Below are 21,359 nucleotides of genomic sequence, written 5' to 3'. Positions count from 1 at the left end.
TTACGCCTTCTTGGCATTCTCGAACGCGCGCGCGATCGCGAACCACAGCGGCTTTCGCTGCATCGATGAATCATAAGGCAGCGGCCGCGGCAGGCGCTGTGCCAGCGGATCCTTCTTCTTGGCGGCATCCGTGTAGAAGGAGTAATTGTCTGACAGCTCCCAGGCGATCACCATCTTGACTGCCGGCACCCGCAGCGCGTTGGTGAGAAATTTCTCGCCGGTTTCGGCGATCATGGCATCGCGGGTGGCGATATCGTCGGGGAACGTGTCGTCGCGCACATCGAATTCGGTGATGTAGATATCGACGCCGCGTGATGCGAGTTGATGCAGGAACTCGGTAAACCGTCCCGGATCATGCGGATAGCGCGGCTGCAGATGACCCTGCAGGCCGACCGCGGCAAGCGGCACCCCGGCCTGCTTCAATTCATCGACAAGACGGAGCAGTCCGCTGCGCACGATGAGCCCTACCTCGTCATCGCGCTCGGTCTGCGCCTCGTTGAGGACAAATTTGGTTTTCTTGTCGACCATGGCTGCGCGTTCGTAAGCACGGCGGATATAGCCGGTTCCGCCGAATGCGTCGTACCATGGCCCAAGCCTGTAGCCACCCGGCGCCTTGTGGCCTGGCCAGAACGGCTCGTTGACGACATCCCATGAATGCAACTTGCCGACGTAGCGGCTGACCACTTCTTCGATGTAGGAATCGAAGAACATCTGGCGCTCCGCATTGCTCATGTTCTTGATCCACTGCGGAACCCAATCGTTCCAGATCAGACAGTGGCCGCGCATCGGAATCCGGTTGCTCGCACAAAATTGCAGCAGGCGATCCGCGCTCTCGAAACGTTTGGGGCCAGGTTGTGGCGCGATCGTGCCCATTTTCATCGCAACGTCGGTCGTGATGATGCGCGTCTGCGTCGTATAAAGCTCGCGATAGGCAAGATCCTTGTCGATGACGGGGCCGGCGGCAGCACCAAAGGCAAATCCGTGTTGTGCAGCGATCGCGCCGAGACTCTGATTTTGCGCCGGCGCGGCGCTTGAAACTCCAGCACGCGCGGCAACGCTAGTGCCTGCGAGAATGGCGAGTGCACGTCGTCGCGACATCTGCATGGCTGCTCTCCATCAAGTGAATGCATTCGCTACGCTGAATCATTTTGCACAGCGGCATCGCCATCGTTGCGACGCAATAGTTCTATTTCGTGACGATGCTCGTCGAGGAAGAATCTTCGAGATGCGAGTTCCCTTTTCGCACAAGCATTGAGCATGCCGGCGACGTTCGTCAGCGCATCTCGGCTTCTCTGTCACCTGGAGATCGACATGCCGGAAATACAGACGCAGCCTGGGACGTCCAATCTCAATGTTGATGGCATTGCCATCAACATTGGTTCACTTCCCGAAGCTGTGAACTCGATCGTATCGGCTGCCCAGAAAGGCGAGAACTTCAGCGTGTGCACGTTGAATCTCGACCATGTCGTTCAACTGCAGCATCGGCCCGACTTTCGGGCGGCTTACCGTCGCGCCAAATTTGTGACGGCAGATGGGTTCCCGATCGTCGTGCTCTCTCGCTTGCTCGGCACGCCTATCGAGCGGACCACCGGCGCTGATCTTGTGGAACCGCTGTGCGAGGAAGCGCAGAAGAAAGGCCTTCCTGTGTTCCTGCTCGGGTCGAACGACGCGACGCTGAAGGCAACCGCACAACGTTTGTCGGAACGGTACCACGGCCTGCAGGTTGTGGGATGGTATGCGCCGGGTCCCAACTTCGATCCTTATTCCGCTGAGGCCGATCACGCGATCGAACTGATCCGCGAGTCCGGAGCAAGGCTCTGCTTTGTCGCGCTTGGAGCGCCGCGCCAGGAAGTCTTTGCCGCCCGCTGTCTCGACGAACTCGATGGCACCGGCGTGTTGTGCATCGGCGCCGCGCTCGATTTCATCGCCGGCACGCAGAAGCGCGCGCCATCGGTGACCCAGAAGGCCGGGCTCGAATGGGCCTGGCGCATGCTGAACAACCCGAGCCGGCTCGGGCCGCGCTATGCGCGCTGCATGGCCGCCGTTCCCGGGCTCGTTGCGCGAACCCTGCCCCAGATCATCAACGCACGAATCCGGAAGACCGCATGACCTCGACCGTGACATTGGCGCTGCGCGCCCGCAATGCAAGCCGCGTTCGGCCACGCTATCAGATCTGCCTGATCCATCCCTTCGACCCGCGCGGTCAAAAGGTCGGCGGGCTCGAGACCTATATCCGCGACTTCATCACCTTCCATCCCGACAACACCGACATCCTGTTCGTCGGCGTGGATTCGATCGGCGACCTTGCGCTCGGTGAAGTGCACCGGATCACGTTCCGTGGCCGCACCTTCGATTTCCTTCCGATCCTGCGCTATAGCGACGCCCAGGCGCGTGAAGCCGCGCGCACCATTCGCTCTTCGCTGACCGGACAGTTCTTCATGGCGCTGTTGCGTCATTTCGGCCAGGTCGCTCGCCTGGTGCGGACGCGGCGGTGCTCGATCGACCTGCGACGAGTCGAGTTCTCCTGGCTGCCGGCGATCCTGCGTCTTCCCTTCGTGCAGATGCTGCATGGCGAGGGCGCGCCGAAACTGCAGATGGACTCGCTGCTCCGGAAATATTCCTTCGTGCACAACACCGGCGAGCGGTTCGCGGTGACGATGAGCGAGAAGTTCCTCTGCGTCAATCCGTTCATCACCGAGCGGATGCAGAAGACCTATCCGCGCAGCAAGGAGAAGATCGATACGCTGTGGACCTGGGTCAACACCGACATCTTCCAGCCGCAGCCGTTCCCGGAACGCATGTCGCCGTTCCAGATCGTGTTCGCGGGCAGGCTCGACGAATTCAAGGACCCGCCGCTGATGTTCCGCACCATCGCGCGATTGCGGCAGCGGCTGAACGGCGCGATCCGCTTTCATTATATCGGCACCAGCGATCCGCATCGCTTCAGTGAATTTGCCGCGATCGAGGACATCACCGTTCGTCACGGCTTCAAGGACGCCATGGGCATGGCGAAGACGCTGGCAGAGGCGCATGCAGGGATTCTCACCTCCGAATTCGAGGGCATGCCGCGCTGCGTGCTGGAGACGCTCGCGGTCGGCCGTCCCGTGGTCGCGATGCATCTGCCGCAGCTTGAGTCCGTCATCCATGACGGCCAGAGCGGCTATCTCGTGACGCGCGACGGCAGCCGCGATGACATGGCAGAGACTCTGGCACAGCGCTTCATTGATGTCCGCGACGCCATCGACAGCGGCAGCATCACGCCCGAGCAAGTCGCCGATGCGATCCGAGACTTCACGCCGGCCACGCAACTGGCACGCGTGTACCGCTACCATCAGGAAATTCAGGACGCCCGCGGCTTCGCCGCCGCCACGGCCTCTTGAGGCGGCGACGTGGACATCCTGCTGCTGACCAGTGAGTTTGCTCCTGCCATGGGCGGGATCGGCACCTACGCAGTAGAAATCGCAGCCGCCGCCACGCGACTCGGCGCGCGCGTCACTTTGGTGGCGCCGGACTACGGACAGGACAATGCCGGCCGTGATCGCGCGTTGCCGTTCGAAGTGATCCGCTTTAACGGCGGCCTGCATTCGATGAAGGACCTGCCGGCGAAAATGATGCTGGCGCGCAACAAGGTACGCGAGCGGCCCTACGATGTGATCCATGCGGCCGATTGGCCGTTCTTCATTCCCGTCGCCTTGTCTCGCTGGCAGACGCCGGCACGCGTGCTGATGACTGTGCACGGCACCGAGATCAACGAGACCCAGACGCCACTGAAGCGGCTCGCGATCCGCAGCGCCGGCGTGTTCGGACCGCGGACCGAGATCATCGCCAATAGCCGCTATACAAGAGATCTGTTCCGCAAGCGATTTTCCGTCGATGCCGGACAGATCAGTGCGATCAGTCTCGGCGTCTCGGACTTCTGGTTCGGAGACCGACGCGATCACGCAGACATCCGCGCCGGCCTCGGCCTGGCGCCGGAGCGGCTGGTGATGGTCACCGTGGCGCGGATCACCCACCGCAAGGGACATCATCTGACGCTTGCGGCGCTGGCGCGGCTTCCCGAACGATTGCGCCAGCGTATCACCTGGCTCGTGATCGGCCCGAACGGTGAGGCCGATTACGTCAACGAACTCCGGCGCCTGATCGAAACGGCAAATTGCGATGTCCGCCTGCTCGGCCCGCTGCCGAACGAGGAGATCCGCGACATCTATGGCGCGGCCGATCTGTTTTGCCTGACAGGACTTCCTGATTCTTCCGGCAGGGTCGAAGGATTTGGATTGGTCTATCTCGAGGCCGGCGCTGGTGGCGTGCCGAGCATTGCGACGGCTGTCGGCGGCGTTCCAGACGCAGTACTGGCGGATCAGAGCGGCATCCTTGTATCGCCCGATATCACCGACATTTCCGCTGCGATCGCCAGGATCGCCGAGAACGACGAACTGCGTGCCAGCCTTGCCGCGGGCGCGTTGGCTCATGCGCGCGCATTGTCCTGGGAACGCTGCGCTGCGGCGACCTATGGACTGCCTCACAAAGAGCGGCCTGCACCACAGGCCGAGGTCGTGACCGCATGAGACGGATCGCCGCCGCCTCGATCCTGCTCGTGCTCGCCACCGGCGTAGCGCGCGCCGACGCCGACAACTGCCGTCGAAGCCGCGAATATTTGCTGGGCAGCCTCGGCGGTGACCTGAAGTTGCCGCCGCAGTCCTACAACGATCTGTTCAAGATCTGCCTGGCGGCAAGCAACATGACGAATGTGAAGGACGCCTACATCCTCAAGGACGGCGGTATCGCCGTCGTGCCCAAGCAGGACACCATCCCGGCGACGGCGTCGACGCTGTCGCAATTCTGCGACGCCTATCCGAACGCGACGCTGCGCTTCCTCACCAGCAAGGAGACGCTGGCGATAAAATCTATCGTCGGCATCGTGCAGCTTTCCTCGACCTCGGCGACTCCCTGCAAGAAGATCAAGGGTCTCACCTGAAAACCGAAGGCGCCTGCCATCATTTCTGCGCGTCGTAGTAGCGCGGCATGACGTGCGGATCGAGCGGTCGCTCCGCACGGCGTCCGAGGAAGAAGAAGCCGCTCGCCGCATCCGATCCCGCGCGACCGCGCGTCAATGGATCGAACAGGCGGATCCAGAAGAACGGCAGCGCGACCAGGCGTGACAGCTTGTCGCCGGCGCCGAGCGCACGGGCGAAATAGCGGATCGACCACACCAGCGCGACGCCTGCGCCACCGATCCGGCCCGCGCGGATTTCCGAGAACTGCTTGAACAACCAGCGATGGCCGCTCCGCGTGAACCGGGAGAAATCATAGCCGCGCTCGTGCACCTGTTGCATGAACGGCGTTTCGGCATAGACGAGACCTCGGCGCCGGAGCACGCGGTGAATCTCGCTGACGACGGCCGCAGGCTCCAGCACGTGTTCGAGCACAGCCTGAACCCAGACGCCGTCAAACACGCCGTCCTCGAACGGCAACCGGTGCGCATCCGCCACCAGCAGCGTGTAAGGCGAGGCATAGACGTCGGTCCCGATCAACTCGAGGGAGTCATCAGCGTAGAGTTCGTCGGCGCCGTCGCCAACCGCGCCTCCGCCAATGACAAGTACGACCGGCCGTTCCGATTCCTGCTTCAGAAGCTCGATGAAGCGTGCGCAGTTCGATTGCGCCACCGAATTGCCGCCGAAGGTGAGCTGATGAAGGCGTGAACTGATCGAACGGCGCGACACGTCGCGATGGAAGATCGAACCATTGCCGCCGCGATACATTCCGCGCTCGAAAACGCTCGCGGCGAAATCGATCAGGACCGGCTGGTCTTCGACGATCGGAAATCCACTCCCGGAATATTCGCATGTGGCATTGGAGCAGAACGGTCGCGCGTCGATCTCGCGCAGCGGCGCCGCGCAGCGGGGACAACGAACCGTGCGCCTCCACCAGTCGGTCTGCGCCCACGTGTCCAATCGGTCGGTGACGGAAGAATCCAATGAGGCCCCTTCATTCGAGCGACGTTCCCGGGTTCGTCTCAGGAACTGATCATATCTCGATTGTTTGATGCAAATTACGGCGCCTGTGCGACGCAACAAGCCAACGCGTGCGAAGCAAGATGGTTCTGTTTGATGGCGAAGAGACTTGCCTTCAACAAGCCACAGAACGGACGCCGCCGGTCACGTGGCAACGTGAGCGCGCGCTATTCATAATGAATCTTCAAATTGTCAGCACGATGGCTGCGCCAACCTCAACCCGCGATCTTGATCGCGGCTCATTGTGTGAGGATGGCTCACGGAACTTTCCGGACGCCACTCCGAACAGAGCTCAGACCAGCGCGTGGTTCTTCAGCGACGTGGTGTTGGTCGAATTGGTGGACTTGGTGGTGGACTTGCCGGAACTGGCGGACCTGCGGTTCTTCGATTCCGCGAAGTCGTGCATTCCGGTCTGCCATTGCAGGCCGACGATCGCGCCTTTCGTCGGCTGCAGCAGCGCGAGCGACGAGAACAGCGTCAAGGGCAGCCATATCGCAAGCTGCAGCCATGCCGGGGGTGCGTAAGCCATCTCGACGGCGAGCAATGCCGGCACGATCACATGGCCGACGACGACGATAACGAGGTAGGCGGGAAAGTCATCGGCACGCTGGGGCGTGTAGTCCTCGCCGCAGACTTCGCAGTGATCCACGACCTTCAGGAAGCGGCGGAAGAGATGACCCTTCCCGCAATTGGGGCATCGCATGGTGAAGCCGCGCCACGCGGCTTGGGCAAGCGAAACTGGCTGTGTCATGGCTGAATTCCTTGACCTGAGGCATGTCCATACAGTACGAGAATGTATGGATACAATCAAAGACAAATAGGCCTATTGTATGGATTGGGTCCCTACACTTTCCGAATGGCAAGGCCCGTTGTTCATGCGCATCGTCGATGCGCTGACCGCCGATATCGAGAGCGGCCGACTTGTCCGCGGACAAAGGCTGCCGACACACCGCGCGCTCGCGACCGAACTCGGCATCGATCTCACTACCGTCACCCGCGCCTATGGCGAAGCGCGCCGGCGCGGCCTCTTGGAAGCCAGGGTCGGTCAGGGAACATTCGTTTCGGAGACGACGGTGCGCTCACCGTCGCAGGCGCCCGCCCAAGTCACGATCGATCTCTCGATGAACCTTCCGCCGCAGCCCGTGGAAGCCAATCTGGATCTTCGGATCGCGCAGGGGTTGGACACCATTCGCCGAGAAAGCGGCTTTGGCGCATTCCTGACCTATTCGAGACCAGGCGGCAGCGAACTCGAACTCGAGACCGCCGCAAATTGGCTACGTCATCGCATGCCGGACGCGAGCGCCGAGCGCCTGGTGATCTTTCCGGGATCACAGGCCATCGTGTTCAATGCGCTTCTCGCTTTGACGTCGCCCGGCGATGTCGTGCTGACAGAGTCCCTCACCTATCCCGGCTTGAAGACGGCAGCGGCCCGATTGGGCGTTCGCCTGATCGGCTTGCCCATGGACGACCAGGGCGTGCGGCCGGATGCGCTCAAGGATGCATGCCGCAGGCACAAGCCGAAGGCCATCTATCTGGTGCCGACGCAGCAGAACCCGACGACCGCGACGGCGAGCCCGGCGCGCCGCAAGGCCATCGCCGAAATCATTCGCCACGCCGGGACCTTCCTGATCGAGGACGACGTCTACGGTCCGCTGGAGCCATCGATTTCCCCGATCGCGAACCTGATTCCCGAGCGGACCTATTTCGCCGCCAGCATGTCGAAATGCATCGCGCCGGGATTGCGCGTCGCCTATCTGCTGGCACCCGACTCCACGGCCGCACAGACCATGCGCGGGGGATTGCAGGCGACGATGCAGATGTCGCCTCCGCTGATGGTCGCCCTGGTCACCTATTGGATTCGAAACGGTATTGCCGACGAAATCATCGAGGCGGTTCGCAACGAAGCCAAAGGACGACAGCTACTGGCGAGCCGCATCCTGAAGGGCATCCCTTTCGCATCCCGTCCCACCAGCCATCACCTCTGGCTGGAGATTCCGCCTGCGTGGAATCGAATGGACCTGCTTTCGCATCTGCTGCGGCACGGGCTGGCCGTTGTCGGCGAAGATGCGTTTGCCGTCATCGACAAACCGCCACGCGGGATCCGCGTCTCGCTCGGCGCGGCGCGCAATCGTGCCGATGTCAGCCAGGCCCTGCAGGTGCTCGCCGCAGCGATGAAATTATCGGTCATGCAGACGCAGGTCGTCTGAAGCGCTGAGCCGCTGCGTTGAGCTGCTCAATTCGGCTTTCGCCACCAGATGAACAGCGAGTAGAGAACGACCGGGACCGCCAGGGTCACCCACGAGAGGGCATCCCACCAGCCATCACCCACGAGCGCGCAGACGAGGCCCAGCGTGCTGACGATCGCGACCAGCAAAGGCGCGACAAAGATCTGCCGAAGTGTGCGATGCATGGATTTGCGTGACGTCATCAGGACGACAATGCGGGACTTTCGATGCCGGAGGAGCGCGCGATCACGCGATCGACGCTGACCCCTGCCCTACGCCGCCGCATCCACAAATAGATGCCAGTGACGAGGATGATGATCGTGAGCACGTCGAGCACGGCCCAGAGGATCTTGAGCGGCATTCCGCCATAGTCGCCGAAATGCAGCGGCTGGGAAATGAACAGCGTCGAGACATACCAGGGCATGTCGCGGCTGTCAGTGAGCGTGCCGGTCTCGGCGTCGATCAAGGCCGGCTTCAACAGCCGCGAGGTGAGCGGCGTATTGCCACGCAGGAACACGGTGTAGTGGCTCTTGCTGCTGAAGATCGAGCCGGGGAAAGCGACGAAGCTCGCCGTCATCCCCGGCACCGCATGGGCCGCCACTTCAACTGCCGCATTGACGGACGTCAACTTGGTCGGCGGGGCGCGATCGCGATATTGCGCGGTCATCTCGGCAAGCTGGCCATACTGCCACATCTTGAGGACCAGGTCGGCCCACGTGTTGATGACGCCGGTGAAGCCGACCACCAGTGTCCACGCGACGAGCAGTATTCCCGCGAGATTATGCACGTCCAGCCAGCGCACCACGCGCGTCCGACCCGCGCGATAGGTGCCGAAGCTCAGCTTCCGCATCGAGGGAGCGTAGACGACGATGCCCGAGACGATGGCGACACAGAACAGGATGCCCATCAGGCCAAGGAAGAGCTTGCCCGGCAGGCCTGCGAACATGTCGGTGTGCAGCTTCAGCATGATATAGGTGAAACGGCCGGTAACATCAGGCGCGTCCAGATAGGCGCCAGTATGTGAATCCATCCGGATCAGCAGATTCTTGCTCGGATCTGACGTGATCGAAGGCCCGACGCTGACGAACATGGCGTTCGGATCCTCGCGATCCCAGATCAGGAAATGGGGCACCTGTCCCGGCGCGTTGACGATCGCATTGGCAAGCAGTCGGTCGAGATCGGCAAGCGGCGTGTCCGGTGGCACCTCCGCCGCCTTCACCTGGCTGTGCAGGAGGTCGTCGATCTCCTCGTGAAAGATCAGCGGCAATCCCGTGATGCACAGGAGCAGCATGAACACCGTGCAGATGAGGCTCGTCCATTTATGGACAAACCCCCATCGCCGAAGGGACCTGGTCGCTGCCGTCACTTTGCCTTCCCTAGTTCCAGCTATATTTCAACGTACCGAGCACCGTACGCCCATTCCCCAATCCACAATAGGGCAAGCCCGTCAAGCACGACGCCACGTAGAAGTGGTCGGTCAGATTGGTCACGTTGACCTGCGCAATCAATCCCTTCCAGTCCGGCCGCAGATAGGCGAAGTCGTAGCTGATGGCGGCATCGAACAGCGTATACGATGGGATGACGAAGGTGTTGCGGCTGTCCCCGTAGGTCTCGCCGACGTAGCGCACGCCGAAGCCGAGCCCGAGACCCGCAACCGGACCATCGTACCAGGTGTACTTGCCCCAGAGCGACGCCTGGTCCTGGGCGGTGTTCATCATGTATTTGCCGGCATATCCGGCGATGCTTGCCGTGACCTTCGGATCGAGATGGCTATAGCCGCCGACGATCTCGAGTTCGCGGGTGATGTTGCCTTTCGCTTCAAACTCGAAGCCGCGAACGCGAACGGCGTCGGTCTGCACGTTGAACAGCGGGTTGATCGGGCTTGCGGTGAGGATGTCCTGCTGGTTGATCTCGAACACGGCCGCGGTCAGCATCAGGTTCGATCCGTTCGGCATGAACTTGACGCCGGCTTCAGTCCCGTTGCCGGTCGTCGGCTTGAACGAGTTGCCGGCGAGATCCGCGCCGAGGTTCGGCGTGAACGACGTCGCATAGCTCACATAGGGGGCCAGTCCGAAATCGAAGAGATAATTGAGGCCGACGCGTCCGGTCTGCGCGCGGTCGTCGCGGGAATAGCTGCCGGCGAGCGGAAAGATTGCATAGCTCCTGAAATCCGTGTGAGCCCAATCATTGCGGCCGCTCACCGTCAACGTCCAGCGATCGAGCTTGATCTGGTCCTGCAAATAGAGACCGGCCTGGCTCAGCTTGTCGTCGCGCAGGATGAACGGCGCCAGCGATGCGAAGGGCGGAGCCGCGGTATTATAAACCGGAGCGTAGGCATCGATCGGAGCGATGCCGGCCGATCGGTAGTCGGTGCGGGACCAGAGATTGAAGTAGTCGAAGCCCAACAGCACCTTGTGGGCGAGCGGTCCGGTCAGGAAGTCGGCCTGCAACTGGTTGTCGACGGTGACGTTGGCCGCGCTTGCCTTTACGTAATTATAGCTGCGATTGACGAGACGGTCGGTTGCCATGCCTTCCGTGCGAACCGACGAGAGGTCGTTGGTGACGTCGGTGTAGCGCAGGTTCTGGCGGAACTGCAGGTTGTTGTCGAAGCGGTGCTCGAGCGCATAGCCGACCATGAATTGCTCGAGATTATATCCGTCGGCGCCGGGTATGCCGAGATAGCGGCTGTATGGAACGTGGCCGTTCGGGTTGGGCAGGAACGACACCTGGCCGGGGACGTATTGCTGGTAGCCCCTGTTGTCGGCCTTTTGATACTGCGACAGCAGCGTGATGCTGGTGTCCACCGTCGGAGCCCAGGTGAAGCTCGGCGCGATGAACAGCTTGTTGTCCTGCACGAAGTCGGTCTGGGTATTGCTGTCGCGCGCGAGCCCGACGATGCGGTAGAGGAACTCGCCATTCTTGTCGATCGGACCTCCCAGGTCGAACGCGCCCTGGAAGCGCTCGAACGAACCGAACGTACCCTCGATCGAGTAGTGCGGCGTCGCCGTCGGCCGCTTGCTGACCATGTTGAGCAGACCGCCCGGCTCGGACTGGCCATAGACCACCGACGACGGTCCTTTCAGCACCTCGATCCGCTCGAGCCCATAGGTCTCGATCCGCGGCACGGCGAAGGTGGTGTTATCCAGCGGCAGCCGCAGCCCATCCAGATATCTGGGCGCATCGAAGCCCCTGATCTTGAAGTTGTCGAAGAAGGCGTTGGCGCCGAAGCTCTGCACTGTGACACCGGGCGTGTAGCGCAAGGCCTCAGTGACGTTCTGGGCGCCCTGCGCGAAGATCTGATCCTGGGTGACGATCGAAATCGACTGCGGTGTCTCCAGGAGCGGCGTGTCGGTCTTGGTCGCGGTCACGCTTTGCGTGGCGAGATAGCCGACCACCGGACCCGTTCCCTTTTCACCGGTCGACCGTCCTTCCGTTCCTCCCGGCAGTCCTGCTTCCTGCGTCACCGGCGCCGCTGTCCGGCGTGCAACGTTGCGGCTCGAACGCGCCGCGCGCGTCGATCGCACGGGAGCCACGCGACTGCGCTGCTGGCGTGGCGCATCGACCGTGACCGGCGGCAGGTTGCTGCTCGGCGTCGCCGCGCCGGAGGGGCTTTGCGCCAGTGCCGGTGTGTCCGTGAATGCCGCCGCGGCAAACCCGCAAATCGTCACAAGGGCGAGTCCCCACTCGCTCTTTCTCCTGAAGTCCATCGCTTGATCCCCCGTCGCGGAACGCCCGCAAAGTCAGGGGGATGAGTGCAAGAATTACCAACCTTACGCCTTTGCAGTTGCGCAAAAATTCTTTGATCTGTTGTCGACAAGCTCCAGATTGGTCGTCGAGACATTCCGCCGCAGCATCAGCGCCGCTACATACGCGGCTGAACATGCTGCCCAACTCCAATATAGAATTGTTCTTATTCTAATTCGTCGGCTGGCGGCAGCGACTGGGGGCATATCCAAAATGCTTGCGAAACGCGGTCGCAAAATTGGCGGGGTTGCCGTAGCCCGCGAGATAGGCCGCCTCATTGATCGATATGCCCTGCTCGATGATCGCATCGCGCGCCGATTCGAGCCGGCGCGTCCGCAGATAGTCGGAGGCGCTGACGCCGAACGCCCGTCGGAAGTGGGTATTGAAAGAGCGGCGGCTGATGCCTGCCTCACGCGCCAGTTGCGAGACCTTCCACGGACGCCGCAGATCCGCGTCGATCGCGTCGCGGATCGCGCGCAGCCGCCGCTGCTTGTGATCGCCGGCCATCTCGATGCTGGCGCGCTTGCCTGCCATCGATATGACCCGCGCGAGGATTTCCATGGCGTGCGCGGACAGCAGGAGCTCTTCCGCGCGCCCATCCAGCGTCGGAGACAGCATTTCCGTCGCCATCGCCAGAATGCGCGGCGGCGCTTTGAGCGTGACCACGAATTCATCCGATTCCGCCGAGGAAAACAGTTCAAGGAACTCGCGCTGCAGATCGAGGCGATCGATCGATGCCTTGGGAAACGCCAGGCCCGCGGCGAACATATGCGCGCCGCTTGGCGCCTCGCCGGTGCAAGGCAGGGGCTTGCGCAATGCCATCACGACGATCGAGTTCTCCGAATAGCGGAACCGCTTGGCGGATCGGCGTGGGCCACCCTGCCCCGACCCCTTCAGCACGATGGTCACGAACAGGCCCGGCTTGATCACGCCTTCGGTCATGATCTTGCGGTCAAGGACGAAGTTGTTGCGCTGGAACAGGCAGCCGGGAGACTCGAGCCATCGCGCGGTGCCCGCGAAATCATCCGACCTGGATGCGCCCTCGGAGTCGAGGATGCTGAATCGATCGAAGATGCGATGATAAATGTGCGTCACTTCCCTCCTCGCCCGCAGCCAGCCAGCGCAAACCCAACAGGTTTATCTGCCCTTCGATCGTTGCCGAGGCAATTAGAACGTTTTGAAAGTGTCGCCCATACGGTGCACCCACGCGTGGCCTCGACCCATGAGGGAGAACTGCTTCCATGATCATGCCCAAGCCCGCGCGTTCGAGATTGCGCTGCGCCATCGCGATCTTGCGGGAATCCTGGGGCGACGGGAGAGGATCTGATTCGAATGTCAAATAGCGCTCCGCTGTCATCGTCCGCCACCAGGTCGGCGCAAAGCGCCGCCCGATGGCGGGGCATCACGGTGGAGTGGATGTGAGTCCGTGTTCTCGCGGCATGATGTGCCCGAGCTTTGCATCTCGTTTCGCCCTCGCATTGAAGTGAGGGCGCAGGGAAAGCCGGGTGCTGGTTGCACCCGTGGGCCCCGTGCAGCAAAAAGCACGGGGGTAGGGCCACAGGTTCAACCGATTCACACCGGCCTTCCCTGCACGATGGTTTACGGCTTACTTCGTGCTCTTCCCGGTGACCGGGCTTTCTTGCCACCGTCGCCCGCAGATCATCTCTACGAACTTAGCGCCAGCGTCGGGGCGCCAGAACCACACGACTTCGCCGTCCGCGGATAGCTGCGCTCGTCAGTCGCAACACTCCCGTCCACCGCATCTCACCGCAACGTTCGTGACGATCGCGAGCCGCCCCTCATCCGCCGTGAGACGCGCGGAGTCATAGTGCTGATTTGCCCGACGACGGAAGCGGAATATTTTTCGCGCGAGGGGTGGACAGACTTTCGTCCTGATTTGCCCGTCGGGTTGTTATGTCGCACCCAAACCAGCCACATCGTCATTGCGAGCTACCGGCGCGCCGCCCCGGTGGCTCGCAATGACCGCAGATGTCGTGCCGGGCCGATCACTGTAACGATGGCCCGGCATGCGTCGCTATTCGGCGGCCTCCATGATGCCGCGTGACTTCATCAAGGGATCCGCGACGGTCCCGATCTCCTCCATGGTCTTCTCGAACTCGACGAAGTCGTCGTCCATGATCGCACGGGGATTGAAGCTCTCATGGGCCATCACGCCATGGACGCGGCGACGCTGCATGCCCATGTTGCCACCGTCGTAGATCGGCAGCACGGACGCCTCGCGCAGATACTTGCCGAACTTGTACTCGGTCGAGAGGCTGTTGACGCCGACCACCTGCATGCATTTGTAGACGCACTCGAACATGGTTTCGGTGACGTTGATCTTGCACATGGCGCCGATCAGTTCGGCATGCTGCGAGTGCTTGTCAAGGTAATCGGACGCGCGCCACGAGAAATAGCGCGCCGATTCGATCTTCGCCGCAACATCGCCCATGATGTAACCGGCGTTCTGGAAACGGATGATCGGCGTCAGCGATCCCGCCGTATTCTTCTTGAGGAATGTCATCGCGTCCTCATAGGCGGCGCGGGCGACGCCGACCGCGGCGATCGCAGCCACGGGACCGGACCAGGCGAAGTTGCGGTTGATCACGAAATCGCCGTTGCCCTTGGCGCCCGGCAGCAGATTGTCCACCGGCACCTTCGCATCCTTGAACACCACGAGGGCATTGGAGGTGGTGCGATGGCCTTCCTTGTCGAGGAACGTCCAGGTGATGCCCGGCGTGCCGCGCTCGATGACGATGGCCGAAAGCCCCTGCGTTCCGCCGACACTGGTGTCGGTGCGGATGATGCAGCACTGGCTGTTGGTGCCGAGCCCGTCCCAGCCCGCGCTCGACGACCACTTCTTCTTTCCGTTCAGGATGAAGTAGTCGCCGTCACGCACGGCGGTCAGGCCGATTCCCGCCTTCACCTGCGGGCTGTCGAAATTCGCCGTGCCTCCGGTGCCGCCCGGCGGCTCGCCCGCGGTCCACGCACTCAGATAGGTGCCGGTCGGATCGGACGTAGCTGCGCCGATGAAGCGCCGCTTCTGCTCTTCCGAGCCATACCAGGAGACCGGCATCAGCCCGAGTCCATTGCAGAGGACGGTGCACGCGAAACCGGGATCGACGGCACAGATCTCCTCTGCCGCGATCACGAAATCGAGGCAGGACAGCCCGCCGCCGCCATATTCCTTCGGCAGCATCGCCATGGCGATGCCGGCCTTGTAGGCCTCGACGTAGGCGCCCTTGGTCTTCTGATAGGCCAGCATCGGATCCGGTTCCTTGTCGGCAGCCGGGATCACCGGTGCAAGAACGCCCTCCGCGAAGTCCCGCGCCATCTTCTGAATCTTCCGCTGCTCTGCGGACATCGTGAAATCGATACCCATGACTCTCTCCATTGATTGTCGATCGATCCCGGAATTACGACCCGGCGCCGCTGCCTCCCGAAACCTTCTCGATCATGATTGCAAAGCGCGGACCGACAAGAAGATAGTTTAGGCAGTTAAAACTGTTTAAACTGGCTAGAGCGCCTAATCCTGGGGCGGAATGTCTTGCAATTGAGCAAGCTCCGATTGAAATTGGAGCAGCATTGATGGTTTGCTTCGGCTAAATCTCGTGCGGAACCAGCGAGGACCAGCAGTGATCGTCGGCGATACCCAGCAGAAGTTGCTGACCCAGCTATTGGAAACGAAGAGCGGCCTTACCGTCGACGATCTCGCCGTCAAGGCGGAGATCACCCGCAGCGCCGTGAAGCAGCATCTATCGGCGCTCGAGCGCTCCGGCTTCGTGCAGCACACGTCGTCCAAAAGCGGAGGCCGGCCGCGCTTTCTCTACACGCTGACCGAAAGCGGCATCGACCTGTTTCCCAAGCGCTATTCCTGGTTCTCGCGGATCATGTTCGAGAACTTGCGCAAGAAGATCGGCGCCTCGAAGTTCGGCGCCTACATGTACGAACTCGGCGTCGACATGTCGGCGATGGCCATTCCCCGTCTCGTCGGCAAGACCCGCGTCGAACGCGTGGTCGAGATCGTCCGGATCATGAACGAGACGGGCTTCGCCGCGCGGGTCATCTCGCCCGGCAAGGGCGAGAAGCTGCCCCGCATCGAATGCAAGAACTGCGTGTTTCACGACCTGTCCAAGGACTACAACGAAGTCTGCCAATTCGACCTCGGCTTCCTGTCCGGCCTGATGGGCGCGCCGATCGAGCACCAGGAATGCATGCAGCGCGGCGGTCAGGCCTGCCGCTTCAAGTTCCTGCCGACGACCTGAACGTCCGCCGGCGGCGGCGCGATCTTTCCGAACGGCGTCGCGGAGCAACTGGCGATCGCCCGCGGATCGAAATCGGCATGCGCCATCACGGTGCAGATCTTGCGCATCTGCATGCCGATATTGCCGGCGTCATAGAGCGGAAAGACCGCGGCTTCGCGCAGATAACGCTCCAGCGGGTGCGTCCGATCCAGCGCGTTGACGCCGACGACCTTCATCGACTGATAGACGGCGCTGAACAGCATCTCGCTGCAGAACACTTTTGCCATCGGCCCGACCGCGTGCCCGTTGGCGTCATGAAGGTCGTGATAATGCGCGGCCTTCCAGGCGAAGGCGCGGCCAGCCTCGATCTTCATGGCGACCTCGGCCAGCGTATAGGCCACGATCTGATGGTTGATGATCGGCACGTCACCGCCGCCGGTGTATTTCTTCGCCCAGCCGAGCGCATACTCATACGCCGACCGGGCGACGCCGACCGCTGCGATCGCGGCAACCGGCCCCGACCAGGTGAAGGCCTTGTTGATGACGAGATCGCCGTCACCAATCGCAAAGGCGTTCTCTTCCGCAACGCGGACATCGGCGAAGACAACCGAATTGTTCTGGCAGAGGCGATGGCCGAGCTTGGCGATCGGGCGCTCATAGCTGACGCCCGGCGTGCCGCGCGGCACGATGATCGCGCTCAGTCCTCGCGAGCCGCCCTGTTTCGGCTCGGTCCGCACGATGCAGACATTGACATCGGCTCCCTGCAGGTCCCATCCGCCGGCGTTGACGGGCCAGTATTTTCTGCCGTTCAGGACGTATTCGCCGTTCTTGCGATCGTGCGTCGCGGTCAGCGCGATGCCCGCCGGATATTGCGCCGGACCGTCGAAATTGGCCGTGCCACCGGGCGCACCTGCGGCCTCGCTCACCGTCCATCCGGCCAGGTATTCGCCGCGCGGGTCGCTGGTCGCGCGCGGCAGCCAGGCCTGCTTCTGCTTCTCGGAGCCGAACCAGACCAGCGGCATCAAGGCCAGGCCGTTGACCAGGAGGATCGTGGCAAAGCCGGGATCGACCGCCGTCAACTCCTCGACCACGATCTGCAGATCGAGGTTGCTGATCCCGCCGCCGCCATATTTCTTGGGAATGAAACCGGTCGCGAAGCCGAGCTTGTAGCTCTCGACATAGGCGCCCTTGACCGACTGGAATGCGCGCTGCGGGTCCGGATCATCGTCCGCCGCACGCACCAGCGGCGCAAGGATCTCGTTGGCGAACTCGCGCGCGATCCGCTGCAGCCGGCGCTGATAGGATGTGAGCGTGAAGTCGATCGGCATCACACCTCCATCATTCGTCCCACACTTAAAACAGTTTTACATACCTAAAGTTATTTTGCGTGGATTCGATGTGGGCAAATGGAGGCTGTCCTTTAGGCACCAGGACAGGCTTGCGCCAAAGGCCCGGTCAAATCGCGTTGAAACAACTCACGAAATTCAAAAAACGGCCGCCGCGCCAGGGGTCAGGCCGTCTCCCGACCAGCCTGGACTATCGGTTCGTCGTGAACCCTGCCTATAACGCCGATCGCGGTCCGGGCTCGATGCTCTCCGACCCGCCCGCATGCCGAGTTCTGACCAGAGGTGGCTCATGACGTTTCGGGATATTCGCAGCGCCGTCCTCAGACAGAACTCGCTCCGGCCCAATCTCTGGGATCTGGTGGCGCTGCTGCTTCTGATCGGCACGCTGGTGCTGATCGTCTATGGCGGCCAGCAGACGATCGCGCCGCTGTCGGCGCTCGAGCATACGCCTGTTACGCTCGATCCGCGCAACCTCCCGCTCTATGCGCTGCGGACCACGATGCGGATGCTGCTGGCGATCGTGTGCTCGACCGTCTTCACCTTCATTTATGCGACGCTCGCCGCCAAGAGCCGGCGCGCGGAGATCGTGCTGATCCCGCTGCTCGACATCCTGCAGTCGGTGCCGATCCTCGGCTTCCTGACCTTCACGGTCGTGTTCTTCATGAACCTGTTTCCGGGGCAGGTGCTGGGCGCCGAACTCGCCTGCGTGTTCGCGATCTTCACCAGCCAGGCCTGGAACATGACCTTCAGCATGTACCAGTCGCTGCGCAGCGTGCCGAAGGACCTCGAGGAAGCGACGCAGAGCTTTCACCTGTCCGGCTGGCAGCGGTTCTGGCGGCTGGACGTGCCGTTCGCCATGCCGGGCCTGATCTGGAACGCGATGATGTCGATGTCCGGCGGCTGGTTCTTCGTGGTGGCATCCGAAGCAATCACGGTCGGCAACACGACGGTCACCCTGCCCGGCGTCGGCTCCTATGTCGCGCTCGCCATCCAAGAGCAGAACCTGCCGGCGATCCTCTACGCGCTGGTGACCATGCTGCTCGTCATCATCGCCTACGACCAGCTCTTGTTTCGTCCCATCGTCGCCTGGGCCGACAAATTCCGCTTTGAGCAGACCGCGTCCGGCGAGCCGCCGACATCCTGGATGCTCGATCTGTTCCGACGCACCCGGGCGCTGCGCGCGTTGACCTATCCGCTCGGCGCTGCCAACAAGGCCATCTCAACGCTGCGCATCAGCGTGCCCGCGGCACTGTGGCCGCGCGCCAGGAGCGGCGAGCCCTCGCGCATCGTCGACGGCATATGGGTGGCCATGGTCGCCGCGATCACGAGCTACGCCGCCTGGAAGATCTACCAATATCTGTCCGCCACGCTCGGCTGGTCTGACGTGACCACCGCGATCGGATATGGATTCGTCACGCTGACGCGCGTCGTCGTGCTGATTGCGCTGGCAACGATCATATGGGTGCCGATCGGCGTCTGGATCGGGCTGCGGCCGAAACTTGCGGAGCGCATCCAGCCGCTCGCGCAGTTCCTGGCGGCATTCCCGGCCAACCTCGCCTTTCCGGTGTTCGTCGTGCTGATCGTGCATTTCGGATTGAACCCGAACATCTGGCTCAGCCCGCTGATGATCCTCGGCACGCAATGGTACATCCTGTTCAACGTGATCGCAGGCGCCGCCGCATTCCCGAGCGACCTGCGGGAGGCCGCCGGCAGCTTCCATCTGAAGGGATGGCGCTGGTGGGTGAAGGTGATGCTGCCCGGCATCTTTCCCTATTACGTCACGGGAGCGATCACCGCATCGGGCGGATCCTGGAATGCCTCGATCGTCGCGGAGGTCGCGAGCTGGGGCGACACCCATCTGACCGCCATCGGCCTCGGCTCCTACATCGCGCGAGCGACCGAGGCCGGCGATTTTCCGAAGGTCGTGCTCGGCATCGCCGTCATGTGCGTGATGGTGACGTTGTTCAATCGCCTGCTCTGGCGGCAGCTCTACGCCTTTGGCGAACGTCGGCTTCGTCTCGGCTGAGTTTCCTCTGGGCAAAGCGCGGCAACGCATCGTGAGATCAGGTTGAGTTGCCTCCGCAACCGATGCTGCGCCCCCTCTCTCGCTTGCGGGACAGGGCTGGGGTGAGGATGTCTCCGCAATCGACACTCCCCGTATGGAGACAGCCCTCGCCCGACGCTACGCGCCGACCTCTCCCGCAAGCGGAAGAGGGAAGTGTTCGCCGGCCGCGACTGCCTAAAACTGCGCCTCGTGTGCCTAACCAGTCCGGAACCGCCGGTCCCTTATTCCGAAACGCGGGGTTGTGCATTGCAGCACGATGAATAGATTGCGCCTCCGCAAGAGGATACTACGTGACTGAAATCAATGCCGAGGCCTGGGTATCGTCAGGCCACCGCCCGATGGGCTTTCCTGAATTCGTGGTTGCGATCGCATCGATCATGGCGCTGAACCCGCTCGCCATGGACATGATGCTGCCGGCGCTGCCGAGCATCGGCGCCGCATTCAACATCGCCGACGCCAACCATCCGCAGATGGTGCTATCGATGTTCCTGCTCGGTTTCGGCGTCGGGCAGTTCGTCATGGGCCCGTTGTCGGATCGCTTCGGCCGCCGGCCGGTGCTGCTCGGCGGCATGGCCGTCTATGGCGTCGCGAGCCTGCTTGCAATCGCGGCGCCATCCTTCGAGACGTTGCTGCTGGCCCGCGCGCTGCAGGGTCTCGGCACGTCGGCGACGCGCGTCATTGCCACCTCGATCGTGCGCGACTGCTACGCCGGAAGGCGGATGGCGAGCGTGATGTCCCTCGCGATGATGGTCTTCATCGCGGTGCCCGTGGTCGCGCCATCGTTCGGCCAGGCGATACTGCTGCTGACGCAGTGGCGCGGCATTTTCGTGGCGCTGATGCTGTACGGCGTGATCGCGCTGCTGTGGAGCGCGCTGCGCATGCCGGAAACGCTGCCGGCGGAGATGCGGAAATCGCTTCGGCTTGGCGAGGTGCTCGGCGCCTTCCGGCAGACCATCAGCAACCGTCAGACGCTGGGCTACGCGCTGGCCTGCGGCGGCGTCTGGGGCGCGATGTTCGCCTTCGTGTTCTCGTCGCAGCAGGTGTTCACCGACATCTACCGGCTTGGTCACTACTTCCCGCTCGCATTCGCTGCCATCGCGACCGGCGTCGCCATCGCCGGCTTCCTCAACTCCCGCATCGTCGGCCGCCTCGGCATGCGCGTGATCTCGCACGGCGCTCTGGTCGGATTCCTGCTCGTTGCCGCCGTCATGCTGGCGGCGGTGAAGCTGCAGATGCTGCCGTTGCCGTTGTTCATGGTGCTGTCGGCACTGATGATGTTCACCTTCGGCCTGATGATGGCGAACTTCACCGCGCTCGCCATGGAGCCGCATGGCCACATCGCAGGCACCGCGTCATCGCTGTACGGATCGATCACGACGCTGCTCGGCATCGGCGTCGGCATGGCGATCGGCCAGAGCTATGACGGCACGCTGCTGCCGTTCACGACCGGCTTCTTCGTGTGCGCGGTAGCCGCGCTTGCCGCCGCGGCGGTGACGGAAAAGGGCCGGCTGTTCAGGCCGCATCACGCGGCGATGTAGTTGCGCCGGGTGGTCGGTTCCTTCGCGGCCCATCCTTCAAGACGCCCGCCGTTGGCGGGCTCCTCAGAGCCTGACTCAAAAAAGCGTAAGACGTCTTCAAGGTCTGGCCAGGCGGCGAATTAGGAGCCTCAGATGGGCGATGAGCAGCCATGCGAGCTCAGTGGCAGCAGAGCCTTCGAAGTCTTT

The 21,359-nt window shown here is 62.5% G+C and carries 17 protein-coding genes and 1 pseudogene; 8 read left to right on the top strand and 10 right to left on the bottom strand.

The features are described from left to right. Entirely contained in the window at positions 1–1,104 is a 1,104-nt protein-coding gene (locus tag I6F35_RS32530; RefSeq protein WP_225121728.1) for an endo-1,4-beta-xylanase, read from the bottom strand. Positions 1,105–1,311: 207 nt separating this feature from the next. Here I6F35_RS32530 and I6F35_RS32525 point away from each other — a divergent pair, with 207 nt between their 5' ends. From I6F35_RS32525 to I6F35_RS32510, 4 genes are read left to right on the top strand one after another with little or no spacing between them, the layout of a single operon-like run. Further along, a complete protein-coding gene (locus tag I6F35_RS32525; protein ID WP_225121727.1) occupies positions 1,312–2,109 on the top strand; it encodes a WecB/TagA/CpsF family glycosyltransferase in 798 nt (265 codons plus the stop codon). After that, positions 2,106–3,380 (top strand): glycosyltransferase, encoded by a 1,275-nt coding sequence (locus tag I6F35_RS32520; RefSeq protein WP_225121726.1) that lies wholly within the window; start codon positions 2,106–2,108, stop codon positions 3,378–3,380. Before I6F35_RS32525 ends, I6F35_RS32520 begins: the two co-directional genes overlap by 4 nt. Before the next feature lie 9 nt (positions 3,381–3,389). Then, positions 3,390–4,565, top strand: coding sequence for a glycosyltransferase family 4 protein (locus I6F35_RS32515; RefSeq protein WP_225121725.1), 1,176 nt, complete (start codon positions 3,390–3,392; stop codon positions 4,563–4,565). Next, entirely contained in the window at positions 4,562–4,975 is a 414-nt protein-coding gene (locus tag I6F35_RS32510) for a hypothetical protein (RefSeq protein WP_225121724.1), read from the top strand. Before I6F35_RS32515 ends, I6F35_RS32510 begins: the two co-directional genes overlap by 4 nt. 19 nt (positions 4,976–4,994) lie before the next feature. Here the strand turns inward: I6F35_RS32510 and I6F35_RS32505 are convergent, their stop codons facing one another. Then, complete coding sequence (locus tag I6F35_RS32505; protein WP_225121723.1) at positions 4,995–5,975, bottom strand: class I SAM-dependent methyltransferase; 981 nt, start codon at positions 5,973–5,975, stop codon at positions 4,995–4,997. 328 nt (positions 5,976–6,303) lie between these two features. After that, positions 6,304–6,762 carry a DUF983 domain-containing protein gene (locus tag I6F35_RS32500; protein WP_225121722.1) on the bottom strand — a complete coding sequence of 153 codons (459 nt, stop codon included), beginning with the start codon at positions 6,760–6,762 and terminating at the stop codon, positions 6,304–6,306. Positions 6,763–6,886: 124 nt separating this feature from the next. Here I6F35_RS32500 and I6F35_RS32495 point away from each other — a divergent pair, with 124 nt between their 5' ends. Further along, positions 6,887–8,218, top strand: coding sequence for a PLP-dependent aminotransferase family protein (locus I6F35_RS32495; protein ID WP_225121721.1), 1,332 nt, complete (start codon positions 6,887–6,889; stop codon positions 8,216–8,218). 26 nt (positions 8,219–8,244) lie between these two features. Here I6F35_RS32495 and I6F35_RS32490 read toward each other — a convergent pair whose 3' ends face one another. The 5 genes from I6F35_RS32490 to I6F35_RS32470 all read right to left on the bottom strand — a co-directional run bounded on the left by I6F35_RS32490 (position 8,245) and on the right by I6F35_RS32470 (position 15,362). After that, positions 8,245–8,421, bottom strand: a complete 177-nt coding sequence (locus I6F35_RS32490) for a hypothetical protein (protein WP_225121720.1) — start codon at positions 8,419–8,421, stop codon at positions 8,245–8,247. Positions 8,422–8,438: 17 nt separating this feature from the next. Then, positions 8,439–9,602 (bottom strand): PepSY-associated TM helix domain-containing protein, encoded by a 1,164-nt coding sequence (locus I6F35_RS32485; RefSeq protein ID WP_225121719.1) that lies wholly within the window; start codon positions 9,600–9,602, stop codon positions 8,439–8,441. Between the two features lie 10 nt (positions 9,603–9,612). After that, the gene (locus I6F35_RS32480) at positions 9,613–11,943 is read right to left on the bottom strand and encodes a TonB-dependent siderophore receptor (protein ID WP_225121718.1); all 2,331 of its coding nucleotides are present in this window, start codon (positions 11,941–11,943) and stop codon (positions 9,613–9,615) included. Between the two features lie 208 nt (positions 11,944–12,151). Continuing rightward, positions 12,152–13,075 carry an AraC family transcriptional regulator gene (locus tag I6F35_RS40645; RefSeq protein ID WP_225121717.1) on the bottom strand — a complete coding sequence of 308 codons (924 nt, stop codon included), beginning with the start codon at positions 13,073–13,075 and terminating at the stop codon, positions 12,152–12,154. Positions 13,076–14,015: 940 nt separating this feature from the next. Next, positions 14,016–15,362: an acyl-CoA dehydrogenase family protein gene (locus I6F35_RS32470; RefSeq protein WP_225121716.1), complete on the bottom strand. Its 1,347-nt coding sequence runs from the start codon at positions 15,360–15,362 to the stop codon at positions 14,016–14,018. Positions 15,363–15,615: 253 nt separating this feature from the next. Between I6F35_RS32470 and I6F35_RS32465 the strand changes: the two genes are divergently transcribed. Beyond that, entirely contained in the window at positions 15,616–16,245 is a 630-nt protein-coding gene (locus I6F35_RS32465; protein WP_225121715.1) for a transcriptional regulator, read from the top strand. On the opposite strand, the gene I6F35_RS32460 is transcribed toward I6F35_RS32465, so the two are convergent. Continuing rightward, positions 16,209–17,552 carry an acyl-CoA dehydrogenase family protein gene (locus tag I6F35_RS32460; RefSeq protein ID WP_225121714.1) on the bottom strand — a complete coding sequence of 448 codons (1,344 nt, stop codon included), beginning with the start codon at positions 17,550–17,552 and terminating at the stop codon, positions 16,209–16,211. The two genes, I6F35_RS32465 and I6F35_RS32460, sit on opposite strands and share 37 nt — an antisense overlap. Before the next feature lie 307 nt (positions 17,553–17,859). Between I6F35_RS32460 and I6F35_RS32455 the strand changes: the two genes are divergently transcribed. Both I6F35_RS32455 and I6F35_RS32450 read left to right on the top strand, forming a co-directional pair. After that, positions 17,860–19,596: an ABC transporter permease subunit gene (locus I6F35_RS32455; protein ID WP_225121713.1), complete on the top strand. Its 1,737-nt coding sequence runs from the start codon at positions 17,860–17,862 to the stop codon at positions 19,594–19,596. Positions 19,597–19,925: 329 nt separating this feature from the next. Continuing rightward, positions 19,926–21,173, top strand: a complete 1,248-nt coding sequence (locus I6F35_RS32450; RefSeq protein WP_225121712.1) for a multidrug effflux MFS transporter — start codon at positions 19,926–19,928, stop codon at positions 21,171–21,173. 96 nt (positions 21,174–21,269) lie between these two features. Here the strand turns inward: I6F35_RS32450 and I6F35_RS32445 are convergent. After that, positions 21,270–21,359 (bottom strand): annotated as a pseudogene (locus I6F35_RS32445) (IS5/IS1182 family transposase); the annotation flags it as partial.

Origin of the sequence: Bradyrhizobium sp. BRP22 (assembly GCF_020194175.1) — a bacterium.
Lineage (GTDB): Bacteria > Pseudomonadota > Alphaproteobacteria > Rhizobiales > Xanthobacteraceae > Bradyrhizobium.
Note: the sequence above shows the minus strand (reverse complement) of the source record. Positions and strands in the feature narration are given on the sequence as shown.